This is a genomic window from Amycolatopsis sp. NPDC043885, assembly GCF_056435685.1.
Window position 1 is genome coordinate 1 of the sequence record NZ_JBWKEA010000018.1, and the last position, 12,474, is coordinate 12,474.

Below are 12,474 nucleotides of genomic sequence, written 5' to 3' on the forward strand. Positions count from 1 at the left end.
AGCGAACAGGACCATCACCTGGCCACCCGAGTCAGCTGCGTGCCCGGCTACGCCCTCGTCCCCGCCCGGCGCGAGCGATACAGCGCCGACGCTGAACTGCCGCTCACCATGCCAAACACCCTCCCCACACTGGCAAGACGCCGAGGGCACCGTGGTTCAGCCTGGCTCAGGCGGGAATCTCTGGCTCAGGCTGGAATTTCCTGGCGCAGCTCGGCGACAACGGCGCCGCAGGCCACGCACTCCCTCACGTGATGACCGACCCGCGTGCTGTCCCGATGCCGCAGCCCGCCCCGAACCCACGCGCCCAGCTTTGCCGCCGTCTCCACACAGCCCCGCGAGCTTTCATCCGGCTCGGGCACGTGCGCCTGAAGGTATTCCTGCCTCAGGCGTTCACGAGCCCGGTAAGCCAGGGCGGATACCCCGTTCGGGGTCAGCCCCATCATCGGAGCGACCTGAAGGGGAGTCAGTTCCTCGACTTCAAGATGCCACAGCACTTCCTGATGCCGCTCGGTGAGCCGGGTGAAGGCACGCACGGCGAGCAGGCGGTCCAGGCCAGCGAGCACGGTGTCCCGGAACGGCTCGGTGATCGCGCCCGGGTTTCCCGTGTCGATCGCGGCGGCCTCGACGTCCGCGGTGAAGGCGATCCTGCGTTCCCGGCGTGTCCTGTCGTAGGCGACGTGCCGCAGGGTCGTGAGCAGGTACGCGCGGAACCTCGCGTCCTCCGGACCACGGTCCCCGCCCTGCAGGATGTCCAGCACTCGAAGGAATGCCTCGGAGACCAGGTCGTGGGCCTCGTGGTCCGGACAGGCCAGCTGCCCGGCCAGGTGGTACGCCGAGGCGCGATGCCGCAGGTACAGCGCGCCGAAGGCGGCCGCGCTCGTGGCGGGCTCTCCCTGACGCACGATCCGCAGCAGGTCTGCGTCACTCCGCTGTCCGGCGGGAACATCGGGCGTGACGACTGGTGCCGCGGCCTGGTGGCGATTCTGAGGGGTCGTCCGCCGACCGGCGGTTCGCTGAACGCGGAGGGCAGTGGCCGGCCGCTTGCTGGGCAACACGATGGTGGACACGACTGACTCCCCCGCTGGACGTGGTACACGACGTGGTGCGAGGTACCGACCGGATACCAGCGCAGATTCAAAGTCCTAGGACTTTGAGAATTGCATGCCGAGCTTGGATGCGCAATAGTCCTAGGACTTTGGTTTCGGCGGCGTCGAGGGGCTGGTGTGATGGTCAAGAAGCCGACGTACGAGGTGATCGCGGCGGAGCTGCGGGACTCGATTGTCGACGGCACGTACCAGCCGGGTGACATGCTTCCGCCGCTCAGCCAGCTCACCCGCCAGTTCGACGCGTCGAAAGAGACAGTCCAGCGTGCGGTGCGGGAGTTGATCGCGGAGGGCCTGGTCGAGACGAGGCGCGGGGTGGGTGGCGGCACGGTGGTGACGGCCGCGCCCGTGCGCGAGGTGATCGTGCGGGAGCGCAAAATCTTCCGCGACGAGCGGGGATACTTCTTCGACCTGGCGGCACAGTCCTGGGTCGCTGTTCGTGAGCCGCAGGTCCGGACAGTGCCACCCCCAGCCGATCTCGCCGTGCTACTGGGGACCACACCGGGTCAACCGGTGGTCATCCGCGATCGCGTGATGGGCGACCCCGACACCCGCCAGGTGCACCACGTCTCCCTCAGCTACCTGCCACCGTGGCTGGTCGACGAACTCCCTGTCATCGCCGAAGCCGAGACCGGGCCGGGCGGGATCCTCGACCGGATGGAGGAGCACCTGCAGGCGGAGCTGGACATGGAGGAGCGAGTCGGCGCCCGCCCGCCGTCCGCGCGCGAGCGCGAACTGTGGGCCCTCCCACCCAGTGCGCCGATGCTGCGACTGCGGCGGATCGCCCGCAGCCCGGACGGACGGATCTGCGAGGTCAACGAGACCGCGTTGCCAGGCCACCTTTACGAGATCGGGTACGCGCTCGAGCGCACGGACACACCGGACCGGTGAACTCGTCCAGACCAGAAGAACACGACGACGTGCGTGGGCCGATACATGCCCTGCCAATCAGGCACGCGACGATGGGAGCGATGACAATGGCTGCCGCACGGCGACAGAAGGGCCCGCCAGGAATGCGGCCGGATTCTGCCAAGGTCCAGCCGCACTCCGGCACGGCGCAGCACGCCGTGGGCCGCCGCGGCCGCCCACGGCTGTCCGCGGCGAGCGTCGTGCAGTTGGACCAGGAGCATGTCGTGCTCGGCGTCGCGCGGGTACTCGGTGGTCATGTACTCGAAGTCGGTGCGGATCATCGCCGGGCTAACCCGACGGACACCTCCTCCGCGCACGATCCTGTCCTCGATCAGCCAGAGTTGCTTCGTTTTGACCCGCGCCCGGTTCGGATTCGTCTCCCGATGGCAGATGTGCGCGTGGGGCGACCTGCAGTCCCCGCACGCCGCCCCCTCACGCAAGTGCAGATCGACCAAGTGCATCCCGCACAGCTCGCCGATGCGGAACCCGCCGTTTGGCATGCACGACAGTTCCGGTCACATCGCCGTTGACGAGGTAGTGCGCCCCGGACCGGTCAAGCATGCACCGGCCGGTGCGGTACCACCGGATCTCGATGGCGGTCGCCGACGGCAGATCGTTCTTAAATGGACGCGCGGGCAGCCCGTGAGGCGTCGGTCAAGGTGGTGCCCACACCGGAGACCAGACCGGTGTCGACGCAGGTGAGGGTGACTTTGTAGCCACCCGGAGTCGTTGCGTACACGAAGGCGCTGCAGGTGTCGCCACCGCCGAGCGCGATCTGTGCCAGGGCACGCGCTTCCGTACTGGCATCGGTGAGGGTGGTGCCGAGCCCGTCGATGAAGGAAAGCCCGATGCCCTTGCAGTTGAGGGTGGCTTTGTAACCGCCGTTGACCGCGGAGTTCATGAAGGCCGAGCACCCGGCGGCGGGTGCGGCGTTCGCGGTGGCGGGCAGCGCAAGGCTCGCAGCGGTGAACGCTCCGATCATGACCATCGTTCCTTTGGCCAGGCCGATCTTGCTGATGCTTTCGCGCATCGACACGTCCTTCCCTCTCTTGCGGCGCGAGGCGCCGGATCCGACGGGCCGAGCGGGCTGTCGGCCTGTCGGTGGTTCGACGTTCGGAAACCCTTGTCGGTTCCGGAAGCGGGCCTCAGCCAGGGCGGGCGACGAACCGGTTTCCCCAGAAGCCGCCGAACTCCACCGGTTTTTCCGCGATGCTCCAGCCGAAGATGTTGTCCTCCCCGATACTCACCAGCACGTCCCGGATGACGCTCGTCATCGGCCCGGGATGCTCCTCGTGCCAGGCATCCCGATCGTGGTAGACGACCGGCCACTCGTCCGGATCCGCCTGCCCGGTGATCCACCAGAACGTTCCGCCCGCACCGTCGTTCCCCCAGGGGTAGAGGCCACCGGGGTTCCGGGAACAACCGGTAAGGGACACCGCGCAGGTAGCCGAGGTCTTCGTCACGGAAGAACCCCAGCATCTGGTGGTTGTTCCTCTTGACGTTCGCGCATTCCTCGGCGCTTTGGCCGGGATTCGAAGTCTCGATGACGTCACGAAAACCGCCGGAAGGGAACCGCGTGAGCAACTCCTTGTAGTCACTGGGCAGCGGTGTTCCCAGTTCGCGTTCGACGGTGGTCCAGTCCAGCTCCGGCCGGAAGTCTCCGGCCCGCCAGCCGACGAGCTCGCAGATCTCGTCGACGTGCGACCGTCTCGGCGGTGTGTCACATCTTCTCCTGGTCGGTCAGACTGGTTTCCCCCGTGGGGAATCCTGCCAGGAATGGGCCGGCCACAGATCGGCGATGTGCTCCTGAAGCGAGATGACGCTCGAGTGGCCGCGGGTGACGGCCTCGATGCCTTGTACCGCGGCGGCCAGTCCCTGGACCGTCGTGAGGTACGGGATTCCGCGGGCCGCCGCTGCGGAGCGGATTTCGTCTTGTTGTGTCCCAGGCAGGGTGTCGACGACCAAAACGATCTCGCCTGCCACAACAAGGTCCACAAGGGAGTGTTCGCGGGCGATCGTGACCGGTACCCCCAGGTACTGGAGGATGGTGCCGGTTCCTTCGGCGGCCAGGATTTCGAAACCGTTGTCCGCCAGTGCTTTCACCGGGAAGATCATCGACCGGTTGTCGCGGGCGGCGAACGCGGCGTAGATCCGGCCCTTGGTGGGCAACGGACCGGACGCGGCGGCCTGCGCCTTGGCGTAGGCGGTGCCGAAATTCGAGTCGATCCCCATCACCTCGCCCTGTTTGACCGCGACGGCGGCGTCCGGCGGGAGGGTGCCGCCGTCTCCGATGAGCGGCAAGATGCCCTCGGCGCGCAGGTCGGCGATGCGCGCGCCGAGCATCACCCGTGCGGCGGCCCTGGCCAGCGGCACGCCGGTGGCCTTCGACACGAACGGGATGGTGCGGTCTTCCCGCGGATTCGCCTCCAGGACGGACAAAGCACCCGGCGTGAGCGCGTACCGGACGTTCAGCGGCCCACGCAGCCCCGTGCTTTCGCCCAGGACTCGGGTGGCCTCGCGGATCCTGGCGAGATCGGCGCGGCCGAGGGTGATCGGCGGCAGCACGCAGGCCGGGTCGCCGGGGGCTTCGAAGCGCTCCATCACCCCGCCCAGATACAACTCCTGGCCGTCGTAGAGGGCGTCGACGTCGATCTCGAGCGCGTCGCCGGTCGAGCCTGCGCCCGGCGGCCGCGGCGCTGTCACGAAACCGAGGTCGCCCAGGGTGTGACCGACGGCCAGTTTGACGGCGAGCGCACTGGACCCGGCCACCCGGGAGTCGAACCCGGTCACGACCACACGGCCGCCGGGCGGGTCGACCGCGAACCGGACGGTGCAGCCACCGGGCCCGGCACCGACCGCCCGGGTCACCGCGACGGCGAAGTCGCACATCCGCCGGTACACCCGGTCGGTCAGCGAGCCGGATCCTTCCGTCGAGCAGGCGACGGCCGCCGTGTCTTCGTGGTCACGGACCACCTCGAGCTCGAACTTCTCCCAGCCGGGCACGGACGCTTCCGGCACCATCTCGGCCCCCGCCCGCCCGGCGATCCGGGCGAGCTCCTCGGGGTTCTCGCCTGCCAGGATCGCGTCGATGCCGGTGCCGATCAGCTCGACGCCGTACCGGGTCAGCACGCCGGACTCGTACAGGGCGACCGTGGTGTCGAGCGCGGCCTGCCCGCCGAGGGTGGGGAGCAGGGCGTCCGGCCGTTCCCTGGCGATGACCTGCTCGACCGTGCCGGGGTCGATCGGCTCCAGGTAGGTGGAATCGGCGAACTCCGGGTCGGTCGTCATCGTCGCCAGGTTGCTGTCGACCATCGTGACCCGCAGGCCCTCCGCCTTGAGCACCCGGCACGCCGCGGCGGTATGCCGGAGCACGATCGGACCGGAGCCGATCACCAGCACCGACCGCGGTTCAGGACGCCGCGGCATGGGTGTCGTCGGGGGCGGGCCAGCGCCTGCCCGCTTCCCAATAGGACTGGACCTCGTCGAGCGACCGGCCCTTCGTCTCCGGAGCGAGAAAGAACACGAAGATCCAGGCCAGAGCCGTGATGGCGAAGAGGACGAGGAAGGTCAGCAGGCCGCCGATGGCGTTGAGCACGTCGAGGAAGAACTGGGCCACGAACAGGTTCGTCGTGAGATTCGTCAGCAGCATCACCGACGCCCCGGCGCCTCGAAGGTGATCCGGGAAGCCTTCGGCGGCGAAGACCCACACCAGCGCCCCGAAGCCTGAGTTGAAGCCGACGATGAACGCGATGAGACCGAGAAAGCCGACCACACCGGGAGAATCGGTGGCGAAACCGATCACCAGCAGCGCGTGTCCCAGCCCCATCAGGGTGGTCCCGGTGAGCAGCACCGGCCGCCTGCCGAACCGGTCGATCGTCAGCGCGCAGACGAGCGCCGCAGCGGCACCGGCGAGCTGGACGAAACCGGGCAGGACGAGCAGTCCGAAGTCATCGGTGTAGCCGATGTGCTGAAAGATCCGCGGGCTGAAGAAGACCATCGCGTTGATGCCGGTGGCCTGGACGAAAAAGCCCAGTGTGACGACGAAAAGCGTGAGTCTCCGGTAGCGGGGACCGAAGATCGCGCGCACGACGCCCACCTGGCGTGCGGCTCCCTCCCGCCGGAGCTGCTGCCAGCGTTCGGTCTCGGGCAGCCCCAGCAGCCACAACGCGGTGGCGAGGGCGAGGACGCCGGGAATGGCGAGCATCAGCCGCCACTGCCCGCTGTCCGCGAGGAAGTAGCTGCCGAAGTAGCCCATCGCGATCCCGACGGAGGTCGCCACCTGGTAGAGGACCGCGATGCGCCCGCGAGCTCGTGTGGTTGCCGATTCGGCGATGAAGATCGGGGTCGTCACGATGGCGATGCCGATCGCGGTGCCCTGCCCGAACCGGCCCGCGCCCAGCCACAGTGGATTCGCCGCCGTGACGGCGATGCCGGTGGCCACGAGGTACAGGAGTGTCAAGCCGAGCAGGGTCTTGCGGCGGCCGAGGACGTTGACGAGCTTGCTGCCCAAAACGGCGCCGGCGATCCAGCCCGCCGCCGTGGCGGCGTACAGCGAACCCTGCTGGGTCGTCGTGAGGTCGAAGTGGTCGGTGACCAGCAGCAGCGCTCCCGCCATCGCGGTGGCGTCGTAGCCGCAGGTCAATCCCAGGATCAGGGCGAAGATACTCACTCTGGCGTCCTGCGAGTATCCCCTCACGCCGGGGCCGCCGCTTTCAGCGCGGTCATCACGGCTGGATGCACACTGACCGAAGCCAGGCAGACTTCGAAGACCCGATCCGCATTCGTCAGCGGGTCTGTGAGATCCAGCGGCCGCCCGTCGAGATCGGTGCAGACCCCGCCGCACTCCCCCAGAACGCACAACGCTGCCGCCACGTCCCAGATTCGGCAACTGCGATGCACGAACGCCCCGTAAGCGCCGTCGGCCACCATGCAGATGTCGAAGACGCTGTTGCTCATGCGGACGCCGAGGCACGCCGTCCCCAGTGCGGCGGCGAGCCTGCCTTCGGCGGCCATCAGGCCGGGCGGGCCCTTGTCCATTCCGAAGGCCACCAACGACTTCTCCGGACCGGTGGCCGGGAGCGGTCCGAGCGGCTGCCCGTTGCGCGTGGCACCCTTGCCGGCTTCGGCGACGTAAACGGTGTCGAACGCCGGCAGCGCGAGCCCGCCCGCGAGGACGCCCCCGGCGCCGACCGCCGCCATCATCACCCCGTAGAGCGGGCTGCCCGCGGCGTAATTGCTCGTGCCGTCCAACGGATCCACGATCCAGGTGACCTCGTCGTCGCCGGGGGTCGCCCCGCTCTCCTCTTCCAGGATCGCGTGCCGCGGATACCGTTCCCCGATCCGCCCGGTCAGCAGCGCACCGACGGCGAGGTCCGTGTCGGTCACGAGCTGGTTCACGTCCGACGGCTTGACCGTCGTCTCGCCGGTGCCCCGCATTCCCACGGCCACTTTGGACGCCTCGCGAAGGCAGATCTCGATGAACTCCGCGAATCCGGGATCCCGTCCGGTCATGACGCGACCTTGGCGTATTCCGCGATGATGGGCTGCTCCGGAGTGATCACGGTGTCCGGGATCTCGTCCAGCCCGAAGAACCGCCAGGTGCTGTTCTCCGCGGTGTCCAGGACGATGGTGGCGTCTTCCGGCAGGCGGGCCACGTACGCGGCGGTGATGTTGTAGATCTCGTCGCCATGCGGATAGCGGTAGTAGTACTCCGCTCCGGAAAAGAGCCCCAGCAGGTTCAGGTCGCCGATCTCCAGGCCGATCTCCTCCTTGACCTCCCGCCGTCCGGTCTCCTCGAACGACTCCCCCGGCTCCATGAGGCCGCCGGGCAGCCCCCAGCCGCCGGTGTCGACCCGCTCCAGCAGCAGGACGCGGTCGGCCGGATCGGTGATCACGACCGAGGTCCCTGGAAGGATCAGCGGCCGGGTTCCGACCAGTTTCCGCAGTTCCGCCACGTAGTCGTTCACGATGCTCTACCGCCTGCTTTCTGTGCTGTCGCGGATATTTCGCGGACGAGGTCGCAGATCTCGTCGACGACCCCCGCGGGCATATGAGAGTAGAGCGGCAGCGTGATCATGCTCGAAGCCAGTTCCTCGGTCACCGGTAGCTCCGCGACGGCGGGGACGTCCAGATAGGCGGTCTGCTGGTGCAAGGCCGGGCTGAAGTACTTGCGAGTGCTGACGTTCTCCTGCGCCAGCCGCTCGGCCAGCTCGTCGCGGGTCATCCCGAAGCGGGTGGCGTCGACGCGGATCCCCAGGTCCTTGTACGAAGTCGCGGCGCCCTCCGGAATCGTCTGGAACTCCAGGCCGGGCAGTCCGTCCAGCCGGGAGCGATAGCGCTCCGCCAGGGAACGCCTGATGCCGATCCAGCGGGAGAACCGTTTGAGCGCGTGTACGCCCATGAACCCGGAGACCTCCGTCATCCGGCCGTTGAGCCCGGCGAACCGGCTGTCGTAGTCGCCGGGATTGCCGTATTCGCGCGCCATCCTCAGCTTGGCGGCGAGAGCGGCGTCGTTCGTCGTGATCAGCCCGCCCTCGCCGGTGCTGAGGGTTTTGGTCGGGCTGAGGCTGAACACCTCGGCCACCCCTTTGGTGCCGACCATGCTCCCGTCGGAGTAGCGGCTGCCGAAGCCGTGCGCGGAGTCGAAGACGAGCGGAATCCCCCGGGAGTCGCACAAGTCCTGCAACGGGCCGGTGTCGCACGGGACCCCGAACGTGTGCACCGCCAGCACGGCGGCCGCCCCCGGCAGGAGCGGGGCCACGGCCTCCGGGTCGAGAGTCCAGGTGCGGGGATCCGAGTCGGCGAACCGGATCCCGTGCCCTGCCCAGCGGAGGGCATGGCCGGAAGCCATGAAGGTGAAACTCGGGACGACGACGTCACCGGTCAGCTCCAGGCAACGGAACACGAGCATCAACCCGGTGGTGCAGTTGCTGACCGCGACCGCGTGATCGACCCCCAGGTACGCGCTCGCGGCCTCCTCGAATTCCCTTACATACCGCCCGTTGGTGAGCATCCCCGACTGGAGGATCTCCTTGACGGCCAGCTCCATCTCGGCATCGGCTTCCACGGTCGGGCGGACCATGGGAACGAGTTCGGGAAAACGTCTCGGCCGGGTGTTCGGGCTGAGGTCGGTCATGGTCGGGCTCCTGAGGGTGGAAGACGGAAACTCACGCCGAGACCGGGTCAACGCGCTGGGCCACCGCGGTCAGGTAGTTGCTGTACCGAGGCGAGGTGAAGTCCGAGTACTTCCCTTCGCGCATGGCGTCCCGGATTTCCCGCGCGGTGTCGACGACCCGGCGGCTCGGGGTGAAGCCCAGTTCCCGCCGGATGGGATCGAAGTTCACCCGGTAGTTCCGTGGATCGGTGTGCTCTTCGAGAATCTCCATGCGGACGCCGTCGATCTCCTCGGCGATCAGCTTGCCGATGGAGTCCATGCGGTAGTTCTCTTCGCCGAAGCCGCAGTTGTAGATGCTCGGGGCGGCGGGCCGGTCGTCCTGGAGTACCAGGTGCACCGCCGCGGCCGCGTCCTCGACGTGCAGGAAGGGCCGCCACTGGGTCCCGCCGTGCACGGTGACCCGGCCGTGTTCCACGGCGTTCGCCGTCATGATGTTGACGGCGAGGTCGAACCGCATCCGAGGGGAAAGGCCGTGGATGGTGGCGAACCTCAGCAGACGAGGGGAAAACTCGTCACGGGGCAGGGAGAGCAGATAGTGCTCGGACAGCACCTTGGATTCGGCATAGACCGACTGGGGCGCCATGGGTGACAGGACACCCACTTCCGCGTCCGCCGTGAATCCGTAGTTGCTGCAAGTGGAAGCGAAGACCAGCGACCGGATCCCGGCCCGCCGGCACGCCTCGGCGACGCGGATGGTGCCGAGATAGTTGACGTCCCAGGCGGTGTCCGTGTCGACACCGCAGGCCGGATCGCCCACGATCGCCGCCAGGTGCACCACCGCGTCCACACTGTCGAGGGCCTTGTCCCAGGCACTCGTGTCGAGGACGTCGCCGTCGATGTAGGTGACCCCGGGCAGTTCGAGTTCCGGACCGCCGACCAGACCGTTGTCGACGACCACGACCTCTGCTCCGGTTTGGCAGAGTCGCCTGGTCAGGACCGATCCGATATATCCTCGCCCGCCGGTGATCAGGTACTTCTTCATCGCGCGTCGTCTCCCAGCCTGGCGTCGGCCACCACGATCTGACCGAGCGAAATGCCGCCGTCGTTGGTCGGCACCTGCTGGTGGCAGTACGGGTCGAATCCCGCTTTCCGCAGTTCCACCATGCAGTTGACCAGCAGGAACTCGTTCAAGAAGACGCCGCCGGAGAGCACCACCCGGTGCGTTCCGGACTCCCGGAGCGCCTGGCATCGGTCGACGACCATGTCGACCACGGCCGAGTGGAAACGACGGCTCAACGTGGCGGAGTCCGGCCCCGCCTCCCGGTCCGCGGCGAGCGCCCTGATCACCGGCCGAGGGTCGATTTCCCGGTCGTTCAGGCCGAATCGGTACCGGTGTGCTTGCTCGGCCATGGTGAAGTCGCGTTCGAGTAGACCTTCCAGCTCGATCGGGCCCTGCGCCTCGTATTCGGCGTGTGTGGTGATGGCGAGCAACGCGGCGACGCCGTCGAACAACCGGCCCATACTGGACGCGGGTGGAGCGTTGATCCCACGCTGCGCCATGGTCGCGAAGACGTGCCGCGCCTGCTCGTCGAGGGTCTCCAGCACCGGAAAGGCGTTGACCGCGGCGGATGTCTCGCCGAACGCGTCCAGCGCCAGCGCGAACCCCGTCCTGATCGGTTCGGTGACCGCCTTGTCGCCACCCAAAAGCGGCACGGTCCGCAGATGCGCGACGCGGCGTGCATCGCGATAGCCGCCGACGAGGAACTCGCCACCCCAGATGGTGCCGTCGTCGCCGTAGCCGGTGCCATCGAAGATGACACCGATGGTCTCGCCGTCGAGCCGGTTCTCCGCCATACAGGAGGCCATGTGCGCGTGATGGTGCTGGACCGGGACGACCTGCTCGAAGGTTTCGCCCTGCTCCTGAAAGGCGAACCGGGTCGCGCGGAACTGCGGATGCAGGTCCACCGCGGCGTGCCGCGGATGCAGGTCGTGGAGATCGGCGAGATGCCGGACGGCCTCTCGATGCGCGCTGAAGGTCTCGTCGTTCTTGATGTCGCCGATGTGCTGGCTGACGTAGACACGTGAGCCGCTGCTCAACGCGACGGTCGTCTTCAGTTCGGCGCCGTAGGCCACCAGCGGCGCCAGTTGCGTGCCGACCTCCACGGGATACGGCGCGTAGCCGCGGGACCGACGGATGAAACCGACCAGTGGCTCGCCGAGTTCGGGATGCTCGGAGTACCGGACGATCGAGTCGTCGACCCGGACTTCGATGTCGCGGTCGTTGTAGAGGATCAGGTCGGCGACGGCGAAGAGCTGCGCCAGCGCGTCTTCGTCGCGGTACACGATCGGGTAGCCGGAAATGTTGCCGCTGGTCATGACCAGGGTGTCCAGTCCGGCGTGGTCGAGCAGAAGGTGGTGCACCGGCGCGGACGGAAGCATGACGCCGAGATTGGGGTTGCGCGGGGCGATCTGCTCCGGCAGTCCTGGGGATCGCTTGCGCAGCAACACGATCGGCCGGGAAGGCGAGAGCAGCAGCTCGGCCTCGGCGGGACGGACCTCGGCGAACCCTTCGACCGTGCCCAGGTCGCGAGCCATCACCGCGAACGGCTTGGAATCACGCCGTTTACGGGTCCGGAGCCGGGCGACCGCTTCGCCGTCTCGGGCGTTGACCGCGAGATGGAACCCGCCGACGCTCTTGACCGCGACGATGCCGCCCTCGGCGAGCGCCGCCGTGGCCGCGGCGAGCGCTTCCTCCCCCGAAGCCGTCTCACCGCCGGAACCGGCCAGCAGCAACCGGGGACCGCAGTCGGGGCAGGCGTTGGGCTGGGCGTGATAGCGACGGTCCAGCGGGTCCCCGTACTCGGTGGCACACGGGCGGCACATGGTGAAGCCCGCCATCGTGGTGACGGCCCGGTCGTAGGGCAGCTCGCGGATGATCGAGTACCGCGGGCCGCAGTTGGTGCAGTTGATGAACGGATACCGGTAGCGGCGGTCGGCCGGATCACGCAGCTCGGCGCGGCAGTCAGCGCAGACGTAGGAGTCGGCGGGTACGACCGTGGTCCGGAGGCCGCTGTGCCTGCTTTCCCGGATGGTGAACCCCTCCGGCCGCACCTCGGCCTCGGGCAGGTCGTTCACCTGGACCGCCGTGACCCTGGCCTGGGGCGGCGCCTGCGTGCTGAGGCCTTCGGTGAAGCGGTGCACCTCCTCCGGCCTGCCGGTGACCTCGATCAGCACACCCTCCGGGTCGTTGAGCACCCAGCCGGTCAGGTCGCAGTTCAACGCGAGCTTGTAGACGAAGGGCCGGTACCCCACGCCCTGGACCACGCCTGCCACGCGAATACTCCGCCG

General features: G+C 68.1%; 11 protein-coding genes and 2 pseudogenes. 1 reads left to right on the forward strand and 12 read right to left on the reverse strand.

Translation table 11 applies throughout. From position 1 onward, the window contains the following. Positions 1 to 185 precede the first annotated feature (185 nt). Positions 186 to 1,067 (reverse strand): RNA polymerase sigma factor, encoded by an 882-nt coding sequence (locus AC069I_RS35205; protein ID WP_478267321.1) that lies wholly within the window; start codon positions 1,065 to 1,067, stop codon positions 186 to 188. A gap of 159 nt (positions 1,068 to 1,226) precedes the next feature. Here AC069I_RS35205 and AC069I_RS35210 point away from each other — a divergent pair, with 159 nt between their 5' ends. Further along, positions 1,227 to 1,994, forward strand: a complete 768-nt coding sequence (locus AC069I_RS35210) for a GntR family transcriptional regulator (RefSeq protein WP_478225902.1) — start codon at positions 1,227 to 1,229, stop codon at positions 1,992 to 1,994. Here AC069I_RS35210 and AC069I_RS35215 read toward each other — a convergent pair. The 11 genes and pseudogenes from AC069I_RS35215 to hypF all read right to left on the reverse strand — a co-directional run bounded on the left by AC069I_RS35215 (position 1,946) and on the right by hypF (position 12,459). Continuing rightward, positions 1,946 to 2,512: a hypothetical protein gene (locus AC069I_RS35215; protein ID WP_478267322.1), complete on the reverse strand. Its 567-nt coding sequence runs from the start codon at positions 2,510 to 2,512 to the stop codon at positions 1,946 to 1,948. The genes AC069I_RS35210 and AC069I_RS35215 overlap by 49 nt on opposite strands. Before the next feature lie 119 nt (positions 2,513 to 2,631). Further along, positions 2,632 to 3,042 carry a hypothetical protein gene (locus tag AC069I_RS35220; protein WP_478267323.1) on the reverse strand — a complete coding sequence of 137 codons (411 nt, stop codon included), beginning with the start codon at positions 3,040 to 3,042 and terminating at the stop codon, positions 2,632 to 2,634. Positions 3,043 to 3,157: 115 nt separating this feature from the next. After that, positions 3,158 to 3,475: a hypothetical protein gene (locus tag AC069I_RS35225; protein WP_478225899.1), complete on the reverse strand. Its 318-nt coding sequence runs from the start codon at positions 3,473 to 3,475 to the stop codon at positions 3,158 to 3,160. A gap of 277 nt (positions 3,476 to 3,752) precedes the next feature. Continuing rightward, positions 3,753 to 4,676: pseudogene (locus tag AC069I_RS35230) on the reverse strand (ATP-binding protein); the annotation flags it as partial. Between the two features lie 87 nt (positions 4,677 to 4,763). Then, positions 4,764 to 5,438: pseudogene (locus AC069I_RS35235) on the reverse strand (carbamoyl phosphate synthase preATP-grasp domain-containing protein); the annotation flags it as partial. After that, complete coding sequence (locus AC069I_RS35240) at positions 5,422 to 6,681, reverse strand: MFS transporter (RefSeq protein ID WP_478225898.1); 1,260 nt, start codon at positions 6,679 to 6,681, stop codon at positions 5,422 to 5,424. The pseudogene AC069I_RS35235 and the gene AC069I_RS35240, both read right to left, overlap by 17 nt. A 23-nt stretch (positions 6,682 to 6,704) precedes the next feature. Beyond that, positions 6,705 to 7,523 carry an inositol monophosphatase family protein gene (locus AC069I_RS35245; RefSeq protein ID WP_478225897.1) on the reverse strand — a complete coding sequence of 273 codons (819 nt, stop codon included), beginning with the start codon at positions 7,521 to 7,523 and terminating at the stop codon, positions 6,705 to 6,707. Further along, complete coding sequence (locus tag AC069I_RS35250) at positions 7,520 to 7,978, reverse strand: NUDIX hydrolase (protein WP_410602526.1); 459 nt, start codon at positions 7,976 to 7,978, stop codon at positions 7,520 to 7,522. The genes AC069I_RS35245 and AC069I_RS35250 overlap by 4 nt, the downstream gene beginning before the upstream one ends. Then, positions 7,975 to 9,147 carry a DegT/DnrJ/EryC1/StrS family aminotransferase gene (locus tag AC069I_RS35255; RefSeq protein ID WP_478225896.1) on the reverse strand — a complete coding sequence of 391 codons (1,173 nt, stop codon included), beginning with the start codon at positions 9,145 to 9,147 and terminating at the stop codon, positions 7,975 to 7,977. Before AC069I_RS35255 ends, AC069I_RS35250 begins: the two co-directional genes overlap by 4 nt. 31 nt (positions 9,148 to 9,178) lie before the next feature. Beyond that, complete coding sequence (locus tag AC069I_RS35260) at positions 9,179 to 10,168, reverse strand: NAD-dependent epimerase/dehydratase family protein (RefSeq protein ID WP_478225895.1); 990 nt, start codon at positions 10,166 to 10,168, stop codon at positions 9,179 to 9,181. Next, positions 10,165 to 12,459: a carbamoyltransferase HypF gene (gene hypF / locus AC069I_RS35265; RefSeq protein WP_478267324.1), complete on the reverse strand. Its 2,295-nt coding sequence runs from the start codon at positions 12,457 to 12,459 to the stop codon at positions 10,165 to 10,167. Before hypF ends, AC069I_RS35260 begins: the two co-directional genes overlap by 4 nt. Between the last annotated feature and the right edge of the window lie 15 nt (positions 12,460 to 12,474).

Excerpts from the sequence above, each read along its gene's own strand:
- AC069I_RS35220 (WP_478267323.1), bottom strand. The coding sequence starts at position 3,042 with ATGCGCGAAAGCATCAGCAAGATCGGCCTGGCCAAAGGAACGATGGTC.
- AC069I_RS35260 (WP_478225895.1), bottom strand. The coding sequence starts at position 10,168 with ATGAAGAAGTACCTGATCACCGGCGGGCGAGGATATATCGGATCGGTC.
- AC069I_RS35255 (WP_478225896.1), bottom strand. The coding sequence starts at position 9,147 with ATGACCGACCTCAGCCCGAACACCCGGCCGAGACGTTTTCCCGAACTC.
- AC069I_RS35245 (WP_478225897.1), bottom strand. The coding sequence starts at position 7,523 with ATGACCGGACGGGATCCCGGATTCGCGGAGTTCATCGAGATCTGCCTT.
- AC069I_RS35210 (WP_478225902.1), top strand. The coding sequence starts at position 1,227 with ATGGTCAAGAAGCCGACGTACGAGGTGATCGCGGCGGAGCTGCGGGAC.
- AC069I_RS35215 (WP_478267322.1), bottom strand. The coding sequence starts at position 2,512 with ATGCCAAACGGCGGGTTCCGCATCGGCGAGCTGTGCGGGATGCACTTG.